The organism is Rhizobium sp. 01L410 (assembly GCF_056400165.1).
In genome coordinates this window covers 156,558-175,544 of sequence record NZ_JBFTST010000012.1, presented here as the reverse complement: position 1 = coordinate 175,544, position 18,987 = coordinate 156,558, and the positions used below count along the sequence as shown (strand labels likewise).

General features: G+C 61.5%; 11 protein-coding genes. All 11 read left to right on the top strand.

The window, feature by feature from the left end; translation table 11 throughout:
* Positions 1 to 7 precede the first annotated feature (7 nt).
* The 11 genes from AC1DV9_RS23730 (at position 8) to glgA (ending at position 18,983) form a co-directional block, all read left to right on the top strand.
* Positions 8 to 685, top strand: coding sequence for a response regulator transcription factor (locus tag AC1DV9_RS23730; RefSeq protein ID WP_112516896.1), 678 nt, complete (start codon positions 8 to 10; stop codon positions 683 to 685).
* Complete coding sequence (locus tag AC1DV9_RS23725) at positions 682 to 2,064, top strand: sensor histidine kinase (protein WP_477950261.1); 1,383 nt, start codon at positions 682 to 684, stop codon at positions 2,062 to 2,064. The genes AC1DV9_RS23730 and AC1DV9_RS23725 overlap by 4 nt, the downstream gene beginning before the upstream one ends.
* A gap of 109 nt (positions 2,065 to 2,173) precedes the next feature.
* On the top strand, positions 2,174 to 5,497 hold the full coding sequence (locus tag AC1DV9_RS23720; RefSeq protein ID WP_477950260.1) for a transglutaminase family protein: 3,324 nt from the start codon (positions 2,174 to 2,176) through the stop codon (positions 5,495 to 5,497).
* Between the two features lie 11 nt (positions 5,498 to 5,508).
* Positions 5,509 to 7,923: a circularly permuted type 2 ATP-grasp protein gene (locus AC1DV9_RS23715; RefSeq protein ID WP_477950259.1), complete on the top strand. Its 2,415-nt coding sequence runs from the start codon at positions 5,509 to 5,511 to the stop codon at positions 7,921 to 7,923.
* 4 nt (positions 7,924 to 7,927) lie between these two features.
* Complete coding sequence (locus AC1DV9_RS23710; RefSeq protein ID WP_310296978.1) at positions 7,928 to 8,809, top strand: transglutaminase family protein; 882 nt, start codon at positions 7,928 to 7,930, stop codon at positions 8,807 to 8,809.
* 22 nt (positions 8,810 to 8,831) lie between these two features.
* Positions 8,832 to 9,887 (top strand): pilus assembly protein, encoded by a 1,056-nt coding sequence (locus tag AC1DV9_RS23705; protein WP_310296975.1) that lies wholly within the window; start codon positions 8,832 to 8,834, stop codon positions 9,885 to 9,887.
* A gap of 232 nt (positions 9,888 to 10,119) precedes the next feature.
* Entirely contained in the window at positions 10,120 to 11,307 is a 1,188-nt protein-coding gene (locus tag AC1DV9_RS23700) for a pilus assembly protein TadG-related protein (protein ID WP_477950258.1), read from the top strand.
* 277 nt (positions 11,308 to 11,584) lie between these two features.
* Positions 11,585 to 14,047 (top strand): glycogen/starch/alpha-glucan phosphorylase, encoded by a 2,463-nt coding sequence (locus AC1DV9_RS23695; protein ID WP_112516797.1) that lies wholly within the window; start codon positions 11,585 to 11,587, stop codon positions 14,045 to 14,047.
* Positions 14,044 to 16,251 carry a 1,4-alpha-glucan branching protein GlgB gene (gene glgB / locus AC1DV9_RS23690; RefSeq protein WP_112385565.1) on the top strand — a complete coding sequence of 736 codons (2,208 nt, stop codon included), beginning with the start codon at positions 14,044 to 14,046 and terminating at the stop codon, positions 16,249 to 16,251. The genes AC1DV9_RS23695 and glgB overlap by 4 nt, the downstream gene beginning before the upstream one ends.
* A 22-nt stretch (positions 16,252 to 16,273) precedes the next feature.
* Entirely contained in the window at positions 16,274 to 17,536 is a 1,263-nt protein-coding gene (glgC, locus tag AC1DV9_RS23685) for a glucose-1-phosphate adenylyltransferase (protein WP_477950257.1), read from the top strand.
* 4 nt (positions 17,537 to 17,540) lie between these two features.
* Positions 17,541 to 18,983 carry a glycogen synthase GlgA gene (gene glgA, locus AC1DV9_RS23680; protein ID WP_477950256.1) on the top strand — a complete coding sequence of 481 codons (1,443 nt, stop codon included), beginning with the start codon at positions 17,541 to 17,543 and terminating at the stop codon, positions 18,981 to 18,983.
* Positions 18,984 to 18,987 lie beyond the last annotated feature (4 nt).

Below are 18,987 nucleotides of genomic sequence, written 5' to 3'. Positions count from 1 at the left end.
AACATCCGTGCGCATCCTGCTGACCGAAGACAATGTCGCGCTTGCCGATGGCCTGTCTGCGATCTTGCGCGGGACGGGCCATGCGGTCGATGTCGTTCATGACGGCGCCTCGGCAAACGCCGTGATCGCCGCCGAGAATTTCGATCTTGTGATTCTCGATCTGAACCTGCCTGAAATGGATGGCCTTGAGGTGCTGCGCAACATGCGCGCCCGCCAGAGCAAGGCTGCGGTGCTGATCCTGACGGCCCGCGGCACGCCGGAAGAGCGGGTCCGCGGACTCGATCTCGGCGCTGACGACTACCTCATCAAGCCCTTCGACATCGCCGAATTCGAGGCCCGCGTCCGCGTCCTCCTGCGCCGTCAAGCAGGGCTGCATTCGGCAACCGTCATGTACGGTCCTGTTTCCTTCGATCTCAATTCCCGCACGTTTTCCGCAGCCGGCATCCAGATCGATATCCCCGCCCGCGAACTCGGCCTGCTCGAAATCCTCTTCATGCGCGCCGGCAAGGTGGTTGCCAAGGAAGCGATCATCCAGTCGCTGACCGCCTTCGACGACGACATCTCGGCCAATGCCATCGAGCAATATGTCAGCCGTCTGCGCAAGCGGCTCGCGCCTTACGGCCTGACGGTGAAGACCGCCCGCGGCATCGGCTATTATCTCGACAAATTGACCGAGGCTGCATGAGGGCCGCCTATTCGCTGCGCCGCAGGCTGCTCTTCTGGCTGCTGATCTCGACTGCCATCATCGGCACGCTGGCGCTCGCCGATACCTATCGTGAGGCGATCCAGACATCCAACATCGTCTCGGATCGCGTGCTGGCCGGCTCCGCACTGGCGATCGCCGAACGCGTCGTCGTCGCCGAAGACGGTACGCTTGAGGTCGATATCCCCTATGTCGCACTGGAGATGCTGACCTCGGCCGCCCAGGACCGCGTCTTCTACCGTGTCGACGGACCGCCCGGAGAATTCATCACCGGCTATCAAGCCTTGCCCGCACTCGCCGATACGCAAGGCGAGGTCGCGGGCTTTGCCGACGATACGTTCCGCGGCGAGCCGATCCGCGTCGCCACCTTGAGGCGGTCGGCCTCCACCGGCATCCGCTCCGTTCCCTTCTCGGTGACGGTTGCCGAAACCACCATCGCCCGCCGCCAGCTTGCCCGCGCCATCCTGTTCCGCTCGGCGCTGCGGCTTCTCTTCATGATCGCGGGCGCCGCCGTCATCGTCTGGATTTCGGTTACTGTGGCGCTCCGTCCGCTCTACAAGCTCCGCGATGCGATCGGCGAGCGCAGCCCCGACGACTTGCACCCGATCGAGCAACTAGTACCGAGCGAAGTCGAGCCGCTGGTCGATACCGTCAACAGCTTCATGGTCCGCCTGCAATCTGCGCTCGAAGCCCTGCGCAATTTCACCGGCAATGCCAGTCACCAGCTTCGCACGCCGCTGGCGATCATCCGCACGCAGCTTGCGCTCTCGGTGCGCGCCGCAACGCTTGACGAGGCGCATCGATCGGCCCTCAAGGGTGATCAGGCCGTCGCTCATGCCGAGCGCATCCTCGCCCAGTTGCTGCTGATGGCAAAGATCGATGCCGCGACAGCCAAGGAAGCGCTGACCGCGACCGCCCTCGATCTCACCGCACTCGCTCAGGAAATCACCGGCGAGCTGATCCCGACCGCCGCCGAAGCCGGTATCGACCTTGGCTTCGAGGGTGACGGCGCCGCGGTGATCCGGGCAGAACCGCTGCTGATCGGCGAACTCTTGCGCAACCTCGCCGGCAATGCCATCGCCTATTCCGGCAAGGGCGCTGAAGTCACCGTCCGCGTTTCCCGGGGCGGCGAGACCGTCACGCTCGAAGTCGAAGACAACGGCCCCGGCATTCCGGCGGAGAAGCTGGATGCCGTGCGCCAGCGCTTTTCGCGCGGCAACGAATCGGGCGCGCCGGGCGCTGGCCTCGGCCTGCCGATCGTTGAGGAGATCGCCAATCTCTTCAACGCCAGCCTGACGCTCGCCAACGGCCCTGATGGAAAGGGCCTCAAGGCTTCGGTCGCTTTCGCAAAACTGTCGTAAAGCCTTTCAGCCGTTAACCTTTGCGCCTTGCATTCTTTCGCTGCATTGCACACTATCCCCTTGGGAACAGCAAAGCCGTGCAACGACGCGGCGCCGGATAAGGCGAAATATGTCGATCAAGGCCAGCATCTATCATTTGACGCATTATAAATATGACAAGCCGGTCCGCCTGGGGCCGCAGGTCATCCGCCTCAAACCGGCCTCGCATTCGAAGACCCGTGTCCTCAGTCATTCGCTGAAGGTCACGCCGTCGAACCATTTCGTGAACCTGCAACAGGACCCATACGGCAACTATCTCGCCCGCTACGTCTTTCCGGACCCAGTCACCGAGTTCAAGATCGAAGTCGATCTCGTCGCCGACATGACAGTCTACAACCCCTTCGACTTCTTCGTCGAAGAGGAAGCGACCAAGTGGCCCTTCGACTATCCCGAAACGCTGAGCGAAGATCTCTCGATCTACATGAAGCCGGAAGAGCCCGGGCAGCGGCTAAAGGCCTTTCTGGAGACACTCGACTATACGCCCGGCCAGCCGACCGTCGATATGGTCGTTGGCCTCAATGCCCGCCTGCAGCAGCAGATCGGCTATGTCATTCGTATGGAAACCGGGGTGCAGACGCCGGAGGAAACGCTTGGAAGCGCGCTTGGCTCCTGCCGCGACACCAGCTGGCTGCTCGTCCAGATCCTGCGCCATCTCGGCCTCGCCGCCCGCTTCGTCTCCGGCTATCTGATCCAGCTGGCGCCTGATCTGAAAGCGCTGGATGGGCCATCCGGAACCGAAGTCGATTTCACCGATCTTCATGCCTGGGCAGAGGTCTATCTTCCGGGCGCCGGCTGGGTGGGCCTCGACCCGACCTCGGGATTGCTGACCGGCGAGAGCCATATCCCACTGGCCGCAACGCCGCATTTCCGCAATGCCGCGCCGATCTCCGGCGGCTATTTCGGCGAGGCCAACACCGAATTCGGCTTCGACATGAGGGTGTCCCGCGTTGCCGAGCACCCGCGCATCACCAAGCCCTTCTCCGATGAAAGCTGGGACGAACTGAACGCGCTCGGCGAGACAATCGACAGCGTCCTTCAGGCGCAGGACGTCCGCTTGACCATGGGCGGCGAGCCGACCTTCGTCTCCATCGACGATTTCGAATCCGCCGAATGGAACACCGACGCCGTCGGTCCGACCAAGCGCGAAAAGGCCGATGTGCTGATCCGCAAGCTCCGCGAGCGCTTCGCCCCCGGCGGCTTCCTGCATTACGGCCAGGGCAAGTGGTATCCGGGCGAAAGCCTGCCGCGCTGGACCTTCTCGCTCTACTGGCGCAAGGACGGCCTGCCGATCTGGCAAAATCCCGATCTCATCGCAACCGAAGGTACGGATGCCGGCGTCACCGCCGACGACGCCGGAAAGCTTCTGACGGCGATCGCGCGGGAGCTGGCGATCGAACCGGAGATGGTTCTGCCCGCTTATGAGGACCCGGCCGAATGGATCGTCAAGGAGGGCAGCCTCCCCGAAAATGTCGATCCGTCCAATTCCAAGCTCAAGGATCCCGAAGAACGCAACCGCATCGCCCGCGTCTTCGAGCGCGGCCTGACGGTCGCGACCGGCTATATCCTCCCGGTTCAGGCCTGGAATTCCAAGGCATCGGGCCAGCGCTGGGTCAGCGAAAAATGGCGCACGCGCCGCGGCAAGATCTTCCTCGTTCCGGGTGACAGCCCGGTCGGCTACCGCCTGCCGCTTGGCACCCTGCCTTACGTTCCGCCCTCACGCTATCCCTATATCCACACCGCCGACCCCTCGATTCCGCGCCAGCCGCTGGCGGATGTCGTGGTGCCCGCCGGCCGGGCAATGCCGGAAGCCTCGCGCCAGACGGATGACAGCAGCCAGGCACGCGTCGAGCAGACGATCGGCGAGATCGGCGGCGCAGTGCGCACCGCCATGTCGGTCGAACCGCGCGACGGCAGGCTTTGCGTCTTCATGCCGCCGGTCGAGCGCATCGAGGATTATCTCGAACTGATCGCCGCGGCGGAAAATGCCGCCCGCGACCTGAACCTGCCTGTTCATATCGAGGGTTACTCGCCGCCGCAGGACGAACGCATCAACGTCATCCGCGTCGCCCCCGACCCCGGCGTCATCGAGGTCAACATTCATCCGGCCGCGAACTGGCAGGATTGCGTCGACATCACCACCGCGGTCTACGAGGAAGCGCGCACCACAAGACTTGGCGCCGACAAGTTCATGATCGACGGCCGCCACACCGGCACCGGCGGCGGCAACCATGTCGTGGTCGGCGGCGCCAACCCTGGCGACAGCCCGTTCCTGCGACGTCCCGATCTGCTGAAAAGCCTGGTCCTGCACTGGCAGCGGCATCCCTCGCTGTCCTACCTCTTCTCCGGCATGTTCATCGGCCCGACCAGCCAGGCGCCGCGCATCGACGAGGCCCGCCACGACAGCCTCTACGAACTTGAAATCGCCATGGCACAGGTGCCGATGCCGGGCCACGGCGTTACACCGCTCCCATGGCTGGTCGATCGCCTCTTCCGCAACCTGCTGATCGACGTGACCGGCAACACCCATCGTGCCGAAATCTGCATCGACAAGATGTTTTCGCCCGACGGCCCGACGGGGCGGCTCGGCCTCGTCGAGTTCCGCGGTTTCGAGATGCCGCCGAACGCCCGCATGTCGCTTGCCCAGCAGCTGCTGGTCCGCGCCCTGATCGCCCGCTTCTGGAAGAACCCGGCCGATGGCAGCTTCGTACGCTGGGGCACCTCGCTGCACGATCGTTTCATGCTGCCGCATTTCGTCTGGGCCGACTTCATGGACGTGCTAGCGGATCTCCGAGAAAACGGCTTCGATCTCAGCCCGGAATGGTTCAAGGCGCTGCTCGAGTTCCGCTTCCCCTTCTGCGGCGAGGTGGAATACGAAGGCTCGAAGCTCGAAGTCCGCCAGGCGCTGGAGCCCTGGCATGTGATGGGTGAAGAAGGCGCGATCGGCGGCACGGTCCGCTATGTCGACAGCTCGGTCGAGCGTCTGCAGGTTCGTCTCGAAACCAGCAACAGCGCACGCTACGCCGTGACCTGCAACGGCCGCACCCTGCCGCTGACGCCAACCGGCACGTCGGGTGTTTCCGTCGCCGGCGTCCGCTACAAGGCCTGGCAGCCGTCGTCGGGCCTGCATCCGGTATTGCCGGTCAACACGCCGCTGACCTTCGACATTTATGATACATGGTCGAAGCGTTCGATCGGCGGCTGTATCTACCATGTTGCCCATCCGGGCGGCCGCAACTATGACACCTTCCCAGTCAACGGCAACGAAGCGGAAGCACGGCGGCTCGCCCGGTTCGAGCCGTGGGGACATACCGCAGGCGGCTTCATTCCGCGTGCCGAAACGGGTTCGCAAGAATTCCCTCTGACGCTGGATCTCCGGCGTCCGGCAGGGCTTTAGGCTAGGTTTTAATGGGCAAGAAACCGGCAACGGAACGCAAGGCAATCGATACCCGCAGCGCCAGCGATGCGGCTCTCGACTATGCGCCCTTGCCCGGCGTTGCCGACGAGATGGTCGACAACACCGGTGCGATCCGCCCCGTCTGGCAGCGCTTCCTCTCCGCCTTCGGCCGCGTACCCAAGCCCGAACTCGCCGAACGCTTCGCCCGCGCCGACCGCTATCTGCGCGATGCCGGCGTCTTCTATCGGGCCTATGGAAGCAAGGGCACCGGCGAACGCTCCTGGCCGCTGTCGCATATTCCTGTGCTCATCGACGAGCGCGAGTGGCAGCAACTATCCGCCGGGCTGGTCCAGCGCGCCGATCTGCTGGAAGCGATCGTGGCGGATATCTACGGCAAGAACACGCTGGTGCAGGAAGGTTTTCTGCCGCCCGGCCTGATTGCCTCGAACCCGGAATTCCAGCGGCCGCTGGCGGGCGTGAAGCCGGCGACCGGCCACTATCTGCATTTCTGCGCCTTCGAGATCGGCCGCGGCCCGGATGGAAACTGGTGGGTTCTGGCCGACCGGACGCAGGCGCCGTCAGGCGCCGGTTTTGCACTGGAGAACCGCGTCGCCACGACGCGCGCCTTCTCCGATGTTTATGCCGAAACACCGGTGCACCGGCTCGCCTCGTTTTTCGGCGCCTTCCGCGACACGTTGCAGACGATGAAGCACTCCGGCGACGACCGCATCGCGGTCCTGACGCCGGGCCCGGCAAACGAGACCTACTACGAGCACGCCTATATCGCCCGCTATCTCGGCTTCATGCTGCTTGAGGGCGAGGACCTGACCGTCGTCAACGGCCGCATCATGGTGCGCACCGTCGCCGGGCTGAAGCCGATCGGCGTGCTCTGGCGGCGCCTCGACAGCGCCTATGCCGACCCGCTCGAACTGAACCAGAATTCGCATATCGGCACGCCCGGTCTGCTCGATGCCCTACGCGCCGAAACAGTGACGATCGTCAACGGCCTCGGCACCGGCATTCTCGAAACCCGCGCGCTGCTGGCCTTCATGCCCACCATCTGTCGCCGGATCCTCGGTGAGGACCTGCAGCTGCCGTCGATCGCCACCTGGTGGTGCGGGCAGAAGAGCGAGCAGGAGCATGTGGCCAAGCATCTCGAAAAGATGGTCATCGGCCCTGCCTTCTCGCGCGCGCCCTTCTTCGACGACGACGGCGAATCCGTGCTGGGGTCATCCCTGCGCGCAACGGCAAAGGACTCGATCTCCGACTGGCTGAGCACCGATGGCCCGAAGCTCGTCGGCCAGGAAGTCGTCACGCTCTCCACCACGCCGGCCTGGGTCGGCGGCAAGCTGACGCCGCGGCCTATGTCGCTGCGCGTCTTTGCGGCACGCACCGCAAATGGCTGGCAGATCATGCCCGGCGGCTTCGCCCGCATCGGCGCAAGCGACGATGTCGCGGCGATCGCCATGCAGTCCGGCGGTGCCGCCGCCGACGTCTGGATCGTCAGCGACAAGCCGGTCGAGCGCCACACGCTGCTGCCCGCCGAAGGCAGCTTCACCCGCAACATGCCGGGCAGTCTGCCGAGCCGCGCCGCCGACAATCTTTTCTGGCTCGGACGCTACATCGAGCGCGCCGAAGGAGCGCTGCGCATCCTGCGCGCCTGGCACGCTCGCTACGCCGAAGCTGCCGACCCGGACCAGCCACTGCTCGCTGATGTTTCAGAATATCTGGCGGCGCTGGACATCGACACCGAGGAACCGGTGCCGGAAACGCTGCTGCGCAACATCGACAGCGCCGTCTATTCCGCCAGCAACATCCGCGACCGTTTCTCGCCGGACGGCTGGCTGGCGCTGAACGACCTCGCCAAGACCGCTCGCCGCTTCCGCATGACCGTTGCCGCCGGCGACGACGCCAGCCACGCGATGACCATCCTGCTGCGCAAGCTCGCGGGCTTTGCCGGTCTGGTGCACGAAAACATGTACCGCTTCACCGGTTGGCGCTTCCTGTCGCTTGGCCGCTACATCGAGCGCGGCCTGCATCTGACCCGGCTGCTCGGCCACATGTCCGGCCCCGAGGCGCCCGACGGCGCCCTCGACATGCTGCTTGAGATCGGCGACAGCGTCATGACCCACCGCCGCCGCTACAACGTCAACACCGCACGGCTGACCGTCACCGACCTTCTGGCGCTCGATCCACTCAACCCACGCTCGATCCTCTTCCAGGTGAACGAGATCCACCGTGAAGTGGAGCAGCTGCCGAATGCCTTCATCAACGGCCAGATGTCGCCTTTCTACCGCGAAGCGATGCGCCTCCATTCCGGTCTTGCCGTGATGACGCCGGAGACGATGAACGGCGACGTCTACAAGAAGCTCGAGCGCGAGCTCGAAGCGCTCTCCGATCTTCTCGCACAAACCTATCTGGGGTGACGCCGTGCTTTACGACCTCACGCTTCACATGGGCTACAGCTACGACAGCCCGGCCTCCGGCGCCCGCCACATCATGCGGCTGATGCCCTTGTCTCTGCCCGACCGGCAGCGTCTGATCGCCGGCTCGATCACCATCTCTCCGTCGCCGGACGAGCAATCGCATTTCACCGATTTCTTCCGCCATCCGTCGACCTCCTTCCTGCTGCGCTCGCCGCATGAGACGCTGGATATCCGAATGCAGGCCCGCGTGCAGGTGGAAAGCCATTCGATCTCGGCCGATTTCTCGCCGACGCTGTCGGGTCTGCCGGAAGAAGTTGCCGGCATCTGGTCTCTCGAACCGGAATCCCCCCATCATTTCCTGGGCGACAGCCCGCGCCTGACGGCAACCCGCGCAATCTCCGATTATGCCCGCGAGAGTGCAGCGCCAGAGCGCACCGTGCTGCAGATCGCCACCGCGCTCTGCGCCCGCATCAACAAGGATTTCACCTACGACACCGAAGCCACCACCGTCGACTCCACGCCGCTCGATGCCTTCAAGCTGAAACGCGGCGTCTGCCAGGATTTCTCCCATGTGATGATCCTGGCGCTCCGCAGCCTCGGCATCCCCGCAGGCTACGTTTCCGGCTTTCTGCGCACCATTCCTCCCGCAGGCAAGGAGAGGTTGGAAGGCGCAGACGCCATGCATGCCTGGGTGCGCGTCTGGTGCGGCGAAACGCTCGGCTGGGTCGAACTCGACCCCACCAACAACATCCCCGCCAGCACCGACCACATCGTCGTCGCCTACGGCCGCGATTACAGCGACGTGGCCCCCGTGATCGGCGTACTGAAGAGCTATGGCGGGCAGCGGGCGGTGCAGGCGGTCGATGTGGTGCCGCTGAAGCAATGAGATGCGCACAGAATAGAACGCTTTGCTCTATTTTTACCGAGTTCGTAAGGCAATTAACAACTTAATTGATGCAGAGATTTGCTACCACAACCTTTTTGGCAAGGTAGCAACCATGAAGCCGTCATCATATTTCAAGCATTCGAAGATCGACGAATTGCTCCACGACCGGGGTGGGAACTTCGCGATGATGACCGGTCTTCTCGCCGTCCCGCTTATACTCGCGGCCGGTGTGGCTGTCGATTATTCCATGGCCGCGATGGAACGAACAAATCTGCAACAGATCGCCGATGGAGCGGCACTGGCCGGCGGCAAGATTTTCGATGGTACCAACCTCTCCGATGCCCAGGCTGCGGCGAAATCTTTCATTACGTCCTACGCCGACAAACTTCCGAAGGACGTTGCCTTCAACATCACAGCTAACGGACGAACGCTGCAGGTCGCGATGACCGGGACGGCAGCAACTTCCTTCATGAAATTCGGCGGCTTTAATTCGACCGCAGTTGGCGTAACCTCGGCAGCGATCAGTCCATTGAAACCCGAAAAGGTGACGTTCACGCCGACAAAGGCCCAAGGCTATTGGTATAAGCAGGTATCGGTGCGCGTCGTCCGCGAGGGCAGTACCGCGGAAACCGTTCTTGCTACGGTGGAATATACAACGACGACCCATGCAAATAGTGGCAGTGGCACAATGGTTGTTAAGCCGTCGTCTCAAATCGACCTTGGAAAATACACCAAGCTGGTACTTCAGATGGATATCAAGAAAGACGGCTGCCCGCTAAAGAAGCGCGCGGTCGTCAATGGCAATGACGTCAAATGCGAAAGCGACAGCGCCCAGACCTACAACAAGTACGATGCGACCATGCGCACCGACAATCCGCAAACGACCAACTACCTTTTCGTCGATGGTAAACAGCTTCCGCAGGGAGTTACTCAACCGCTTGAGTCCTATTTCGGCTGCTCAAAACCGCAGAGCCATGCATGGGAGGACGGCGGCGGCTGGGAACGTCAGGATTTCTTTTATACCGTTTCATCCGAGTGCAAGGCCGCCGACGGAGACTATGTACGGCTGACGCAATAAAGGCTGCCATAAATATTAATGCGGCAAAGTTCAATCTGCCGCAATTTCGCGAAGAACAGACGTTTCATGAAGTAGCGAATGTATCGAAATCTTGAGATCGTTAGAATTCTAACGATCATCTTAGGGACTGTGGTAATAATTCGGCGATAAGCATGAGGTCAGCATAATTTTCCTCTTGCTTCTAGGTGACATGATGTCTCCCATTTCCTCAGTGCATGCGCGCGCAAAACGCATGCTGCGCGACCGCTCCGGCAATTTCGGCATGATGACCGCCATACTTGTTCCGGTTGCTCTTGGTGCGGCAGGTGTCGCGGTCGATGTATCCAACACCGTCAATTCTCAGCGTCAGCTTCAGGAAGCTGCCGATTCCGCTGCCCTGGCAACAGCTGCAGCCCTTGCTGATGGAACGCTTGCGATCACTGGCGCGAGCGCATTTGCCAAGGATTTCGTGGCCGGGCAGATGTCGAACTACTTGTTGAACAACAACGTCGCGGCGACCGGCATCAAGGACAGCGTCAAGGTTACAGTCGATCAGGCAACCTCCGGCAAATCGACGACCTATAACGTCAACATCACCACAACATACAATCAACCCCTGAGTGGCCTCGCCAACTTCTTCGGCGTAAAATCCACCAACATCGGGGCCGCCAGCGCCGCACAAAGCGGCTCCGGTCCGGACCAGAATGCTCGCAATGCGCTCTCCATGGTTTTGGCGCTCGACGAGTCTGGCTCCATGGCGCAGGACACCGACACCGTGGAAAGCAAGACCTGCACGCGCACCAACAAAAAGGGCGAATGCAAGGAGTACACGACGACCTATGTATCCAAGATAGCGGCTCTCAAATCTGCCGCAGGGGCGCTTTTTGACGCACTCGACGGGGCGGACAAGGACGGAGATCTGGTCCGAACGGGCGCCGTCTCATACACCCACATTGTCATGGGCCAAACGTCACCGATCATGTCCTGGGGCACGGCAGCTGCACGTAAATATGTAGCAGGCATGCCCTCCGTGCCCGCAGGCGGCACGGATGCCAACGGCGCGATGGTGATTGCCGACAACGCTGTCAGAAAGCCGACTGATGGAAGCGATGCCGAAACCAAGGCGCATGCCGCCAAAAAGAATATGACGTCAGACAGATATCTGGTTCTAATGAGCGATGGCGAGATGACAGGCTATAGCAACACTTGGAACTCGTCCCTTGATCAGAAAGTTCGCGACAAGTGCGATGCTGCCAAGTCTGATGGCATCACCATTTTCACTGTTGCATTCATGGCGCCCGATAAGGGCAAGAAGTTGCTACAGTACTGCGCATCGTCGGCTGGCAGCTACTATGAGCCAAACACGATGGAAAAACTCGTGAAAGACTTCCAAAATATCGCTCAGACCGCAATGAAGACGACCACCCGGTTGATCAACTAGATATTGCTGTCGCCCGAAATTACAAAAGCCGCTCCGGAACAAACCGGGGCGGCTTTTCGTTGTGTGCTAATCCCCTGTATCAAATCGGGAAAATCGATTGAAATCAAGTCCCGGGATGAGGGCGAAGGTGAAGGTTCCGCAAATTTTTGCTTTGGTTAAATCCTTTGTTGCAAGTGCTTGGTAACGGTGCATAAACTGACAGTATTCGTGTGTGCGACAAAGCGATTACCTCAGGCATAACATACTGAAATCAAATCAAAATTGGCGAGACCTGACGATGACAACAGCTTCCAAGCCGACCATCCCCTCCCCCGCTCCTCGCAGCTCCCGGCCTGAAATTCTTGCGGAAGAAATTATTGAGCGCCTCACCTACCGCATCGGCAAGGATGCCAAAGTTGCCAAGCCGCACGACTGGCTGACCGCCACGATCCTCGTCGTCCGTGACCGGATCATCGACAAGTGGATGGAATCCACGCGCAAGGTCTATTCCACCGGCGACAAGCGCGTTTACTATCTATCCCTGGAATTCCTGATCGGCCGCCTGATGCGCGATGCCATTTCCAACATGGGATTGATGGAGGAAGTCAGCGACGCGCTGACCTCGCTCGGCGTCGATGTCAACGTCATTGCAGGACTGGAACCGGATGCCGCACTCGGCAACGGCGGCCTCGGCCGTCTCGCTGCCTGTTTCATGGAAAGCATGGCAACGGTCGATGTCCCGGCCTATGGCTACGGCATTCGCTATGTCCACGGCCTGTTCCGCCAGCAGCTTGCAGACGGCTGGCAGGTCGAGCTTCCGGAAAGCTGGCTCGCCCACGGCAATCCGTGGGAATTCGAGCGCCGCGAAAGCGCTTACGAAATCGGCTTCGGCGGCACGGTCGACGTCGTCGGCGATCATGATGGCGAGCCGCGTTATGTCTGGAAGCCGGCAGAGCGCGTCATCGCCGCCGCCTTCGACACGCCTGTTGTCGGCTGGCGCGGCAAGCGCGTCAACACGCTGCGCCTCTGGTCGGCCCAGCCAATCGACCCGATCCTGCTCGATGCCTTCAACGCCGGCGATCACATCGGCGCGCTCCGCGAAAGCAACAAGGCTGAAAGCCTGACCCGCGTTCTCTACCCTGCCGACGGCACGCCGGCAGGGCAGGAGCTGCGCCTGCGCCAGGAGTTCTTCTTCTCCTCCGCTTCGCTGCAGGATATCCTGCGCCGCCATCTTCAGCAGTATGACGATTTCACATCGCTGCCGGACAAGGTGGCGATCCAGCTGAACGACACGCACCCTGCCGTCTCGGTGGCTGAGCTGACGCGTCTGCTTTGCGATGTGCATGGCCTCGATTTCGAGCAGGCTTTCGAGATCGTCCGCGGCACGATTTCCTACACCAACCACACGCTGCTGCCAGAAGCGCTGGAAACCTGGCCGATCCCGCTCTTCGAGCGCCTTCTGCCGCGCCACATGCAGCTGATCTACGCGATCAATGCCAAGGTTCTTCGCGAGGCCCGCCGCGAGAAGAATTTCTCCGACACGGAAATCCGCTCGATCTCGCTGATCGACGAAAGCGGCGATCGCCGCGTGCGCATGGGCAACCTCGCCTTCGTCGGCTCGCACTCGATCAACGGCGTCTCGGCCCTGCATACCGACCTGATGAAGGTCACGGTCTTCGCAGACCTGCACAAGCTCTACCCTGATCGTATCAACAACAAGACAAACGGCATCACGCCGCGCCGCTGGCTGCAGCAGTGCAATCCGGGGCTCACGGGTCTGATCCGCGAAGCGATCGGCGACGAGTTCCTCGATGATGCCGAAAAGCTGAAGCCACTCGAGAAGTTTGCCACCGATCCGGCATTCCAGCAGAAGTTCGCGGCCGTCAAGCGCGCCAACAAGGTGGCTCTGTCCAACCTCGTCGCCAGCCGGATGGGCGTGAAGCTCGACCCGTCTGCGATGTTCGACATCCAGATCAAGCGCATCCACGAATACAAGCGCCAGCTGCTCAACGTCATCGAAGCCGTGGCGCTCTACGACCAGATCCGCTCGCATCCCGAGATGGACTGGACCCCGCGCGTCAAGCTCTTCGCCGGCAAGGCGGCGCCGAGCTATCACAATGCCAAACTGATCATCAAGCTGATCAACGACGTCGCCCGCACGATCAACAATGACCCGGCAGTCCGCGGCCTGCTGAAGGTCGTGTTCGTGCCGAACTACAACGTCTCGCTGGCCGAAGTCATGGTTCCCGCAGCCGACCTGTCCGAGCAGATCTCCACCGCCGGCATGGAAGCCTCCGGCACCGGCAACATGAAGTTCGGCCTCAACGGAGCGCTGACGATCGGCACGCTCGACGGCGCCAATGTCGAGATGCGCGACAATGTCGGCGAAGACAACATCGTGATCTTCGGCCTGCAGGCCGACGAAGTGGCGAAGGTGCGCAGCGACGGCCACAATCCGCGCGCAATCATCGAAAGCTCGCGCGAGCTGTCGCAGGCGCTTGCCTCGATTGCCGGCGGCGTGTTCTCGCCGGACGATCGCAACCGATATGCCCAGTTGATCGACGGCATCTACTCGCACGACTGGTTCATGGTCGCTGCCGATTTTGATGCCTATGCCGCCGCTCAGCGCGAGGTGGACCAGATCTGGAACAACAAGTCCTCCTGGTACACCAAGACGATCAACAATACGGCGCGGATGGGTTGGTTCTCGTCTGACCGCACGATTCGGCAATATGCCGAGGAAATCTGGAGAGCTGGATGAAAACGCCGAAAACTGCCCCTGAGGTAAAGCGTCCCTGGGAAATTTCGGCAGACGAAATCGCGGCGATCCTCGCTGGTTCGCACGCAAATCCATTCGCCGCGCTCGGCGTCCATCAGGCCGGCGATGGTTTCGCGGCCCGTTGCTTCATTCCCGGTGCGGAAGAAGTGACGGCGATGACACTCGACGGCACCGCCGTCGGCGATCTCAAGCAGCTTCATCCGGACGGCTTCTTCGCCGGACCGGTGAAGCTCACCAAGCAGCAACCCGTCCGCTACCGCGCCCGCCGCGGCGATGCCGAATGGGCGGTGACCGATCCTTACAGCTTCGGTCCCGTGCTTGGGCCGATGGACGACTATTATGTGCGCGAAGGCTCGCATCTGAGACTTTTCGACAAGATGGGCGCGCATTGGATCAAGCATGAAGGCGCGCAGGGCATCCACTTCGCCGTCTGGGCGCCGAATGCGCAGCGCGTCTCCGTCGTCGGCGATTTCAACAACTGGGACGGCAGGCGCCACGTCATGCGCTTCCGCTCAGGCGCCGGCATCTGGGAAATCTTTGCGCCTGACGTACCGACAGGCGTTCCCTACAAGTTCGAAATCCGCGGCAACGACGGCGTATTGCTGCCGCTGAAAGCCGACCCCTTCGCACGCCGCAGCGAGCTGCGCCCGAAGACCGCCTCCGTCACCGCTCCCGAACTTCTTCAGGATTGGGACGATGAAGCCCATCTCAAGCACTGGCGCGAAACCGACAAGCGCCGCCAGCCGATCTCCATTTACGAGGTGCATGCCGGTTCATGGCAGCTTCGCCAGGACGGTACGTTCCTGTCCTGGGACGAGCTTGCCAACACACTGATCCCCTATGTCGTCGATATGGGCTTCACCCACATCGAATTCCTGCCGATCACCGAGCATCCGTACGACCCCTCCTGGGGCTACCAGACGACAGGTCTCTATGCGCCCAGCGCCCGCTTCGGCGAGCCCGAAGGCTTTGCCCGCTTCGTCAACGGCTGCCACAAGGTCGGCATCGGCGTCATCCTGGATTGGGTTCCGGCCCATTTCCCGACGGATGAGCACGGCCTTGGCTGGTTCGACGGCACGGCGCTCTACGAGCATGAGGATCCGCGCAAGGGCTTCCATCCGGACTGGAACACCGCGATCTACAATTTCGGCCGTACCGAAGTCCTGTCCTATCTCGTCAACAATGCGCTTTATTGGGCCGAGAAGTTCCATCTCGACGGCCTGCGCGTCGATGCGGTCGCGTCGATGCTGTACCTCGACTATTCGCGCAAGCATGGCGAATGGATTCCCAACGAATATGGTGGCAACGAAAACCTCGAGGCGGTTCGCTTCCTCCAGGATATGAACACCCGCATCTATGCCGAACATCCAGGCGTCATGACCATCGCCGAGGAGTCCACCTCCTGGCCAAAAGTCTCCCAGCCTGTCCATGAGGGCGGCCTCGGCTTCGGGTTCAAGTGGAACATGGGCTTCATGCACGACACGCTGAGCTACATGAAGCGCGAGCCGGTTCATCGCCAGTTCCACCACAACGAGCTGACCTTCGGCCTGCTCTATGCCTATTCCGAAAACTTCGTCCTGCCGCTGTCGCATGACGAAGTGGTGCACGGCAAAGGCTCGCTGATCGCCAAGATGCCGGGCGACGACTGGCAAAAGTTCGCGAACCTGCGCGCCTACTACGCTTTCATGTGGGGATATCCCGGCAAGAAGCTGTTGTTCATGGGCCAGGAATTCGCGCAGTGGAGCGAATGGAGCGAGGCGACGTCGCTCGACTGGAATCTCCTGCAATACCGCATGCACGAAGGCATGCGCCGCCTCGTCCGCGATCTCAACTTTACCTACCGCTCGAAGCCGGCGCTGCATGCCCGCGATTGCGAAGGCGAAGGTTTCGAATGGCTGATCGCCGACGACCAGGAAAATTCGGTCTTCGCCTGGCTGCGAAAGGCGCCGGGACAGAAGCCTGTTGCGGTGATCACCAACTTCACACCCGTTTATCGCGAGAACTACGCTATCCGCCTGCCGCTTGAGGGGCGCTGGCGGGAAGTTCTGAACACCGATGCCGACATCTACGGCGGCAGCGGCAAGGGCAATGGCGGGCGCGTGCAAGCCGTCAATGCCGGCGGCACAATTGCCGCCACGATTACCTTGCCGCCGCTGGCGACGATCATGCTTGAACCCGAGACTTGAAGACTGGTGGGAGGAGTAGACTATGGTAGAGAAGCGCATTCAGCCACTTGCCCGCGATGCAATGGCTTACGTTCTGGCAGGCGGTAGAGGAAGCCGTCTGAAGGAACTCACCGACCGCCGCGCCAAGCCCGCGGTGTATTTCGGCGGCAAGGCCCGTATCATCGACTTCGCGCTGTCCAATGCGCTGAATTCAGGTATTCGCCGCATCGGCGTGGCGACGCAGTACAAGGCGCACTCCCTGATCCGCCACATGCAGCGCGGCTGGAACTTCTTCCGTCCGGAACGCAACGAGAGCTTCGACATCCTGCCGGCCTCCCAGCGCGTTTCGGAAACGCAATGGTATGAAGGCACGGCGGACGCCGTCTACCAGAACATCGACATCATCCAGGACTACGGCGTCGAGTACATGGTTATCCTCGCCGGCGACCATATCTACAAGATGGACTATGAATACATGCTGCAGCAGCATGTGGATTCCGGTGCCGACGTCACCATCGGCTGCCTCGAAGTGCCGCGCATGGAAGCCACCGGTTTCGGCGTCGTGCATGTCGACGAGACAGACCGGATAATCGATTTCGTCGAAAAGCCTGCCGATCCGCCAGCCATTCCCGGCAAGCCGGACAGCTCGTTTGCCTCGATGGGCATCTATGTCTTCCACACGAAATTCCTGATCGATGCATTGAGGCGCGATGCGGCCGATCCGAATTCCAGCAAGGATTTCGGCAAGGACATCATCCCCTACATCGTCAAGAACGGTAAGGCCGTCGCCCATCGCTTCGCCAATTCTTGCGTCCGCTCAGACTTCGAGAACGAGCCCTACTGGCGTGACGTCGGAACGATCGAAGCCTACTGGCAGGCCAATATCGACCTGACGGCGATCGTTCCCGATCTCGATATCTACGACAAGTCCTGGCCGATCTGGACCTATGCGGAAATCACCCCGCCGGCGAAGTTCGTCCATGACGACGAAAACCGCCGCGGCTCGGCAACCTCCTCGGTGGTTGCCGGCGACTGCATCATCTCCGGTGCCAGTCTCAACAAGAGCCTTCTCTTCACAGGCGTGCGCGCTAACTCCTATTCGAAACTCGAAGGTGCCGTCGTTCTGCCGAGCGTCAAGATCGGCCGTCGCGCCCAGTTGAAGAATGTGGTGATCGACCATGGCGTCGTCATTCCGGAAGGCCTCATCGTCGGTGAGGATCCGATCCTGGATGCCAAGCGCTTCCGGCGCACCGAGAGCGGCATTTGCCTGATTACGCAGCCTATGATCGATAAGTTGGATCTTTAAACATATGAAAGTCCTTTCGGTTTCGTCCGAAGTCTTCCCTTTGATCAAGACAGGGGGGCTCGCCGATGTGGCGGGCGCCCTGCCCATCGCTCTCAAGCGGTACGGCGTCGAAACGAAAACCCTCATGCCCGGCTACCCCGCCGTCATGAAGGCCATTCGCGATCCCGTCGTCCGCCTGCAGTTCGATGATCTCCTGGGAGAGCCAGCGACGGTTCTGGAAGTGCAGCACGAGGGTCTCGATATCCTCGTGCTCGACGCTCCCGCTTATTACGATCGCCCGGGTGGTCCCTATCTGGACCAGACCGGCAAGGACTACGCTGACAACTGGCGGCGCTTCGCCGCTCTGTCTCTGGCCGGCGCCGAAATAGCCGCAGGACTGATGCCGGACTGGCGTCCGGATCTCGTCCACGCCCATGACTGGCAGGCGGCGCTGACGCCTGTCTATATGCGCTACTACCCGACACCCGAACTGCCGAGTGTCCTGACTGTTCACAACATCGCCTTCCAGGGCCAGTTCGGCGCAGAAGTCTTCCCCGGCCTCCGCCTGCCGCCCCATGCGTTCTCGACCGAGAGCATCGAGTATTACGGTCATCTCGGCTACCTGAAGGGCGGGCTGCAGACCGCCTGGGCGGTCACCACGGTGAGCCCGTCCTATGCCGACGAAATCCTCACGCCGGAATTCGGCATGGGGCTCGAGGGCGTCATCGCCAGCCGCCGCGATGCGCTGCACGGTATCGTCAATGGCATCGACGCCGACATCTGGAACCCCGCCACCGATCCCGTCGTCCACACCCACTATGGTCCGACGACGCTGAAGAACCGGGAAGAGAACCGCAAGTCGATCGCCGAATTCTTCTGGCTGCATGACGACGGCGCGCCGATCTTCTGCATCATCAGCCGCCTCACCTGGCAAAAGGGCATGGATCTCATCGCCGCAACGGCAGACGAAATCGTCGCACTCGGCGGCAAGCTCGCGATTCTCGGTTCCGGCGATCCGGCGCTTGAAGGCTCGCTTCTGGCCGCCGCCGCCCGCCATCCCGGCCGCATCGGCATCTCGATCGGCTATAATGAGCCAATGTCGCATCTCATGCAGGCCGGTTGCGACGCCATCATCATTCCGTCGCGATTCGAGCCCTGCGGCCTGACGCAGCTCTACGGCCTGCGCTACGGCTGCGTGCCGATCGTTGCGCGCACAGGCGGCCTCAACGACACGGTAATCGATGCTAACCATGCCGCGCTTGCGGCTAAAGCTGCGACAGGAATACAGTTTTCTCCCGTCACGGCTGAAGGTATGCTACAGGCCATCCGCCGCGCGATGACACTCTATGCGGATCAAAAAGTCTGGACCCAACTGCAAAAGCAGGGCATGAAATCGGATGTCTCGTGGGAGAAGAGCGCCGAACGCTACGCTGCCCTGTATTCAAGCCTCGCCCCGAAAGGCAAGTGACAGA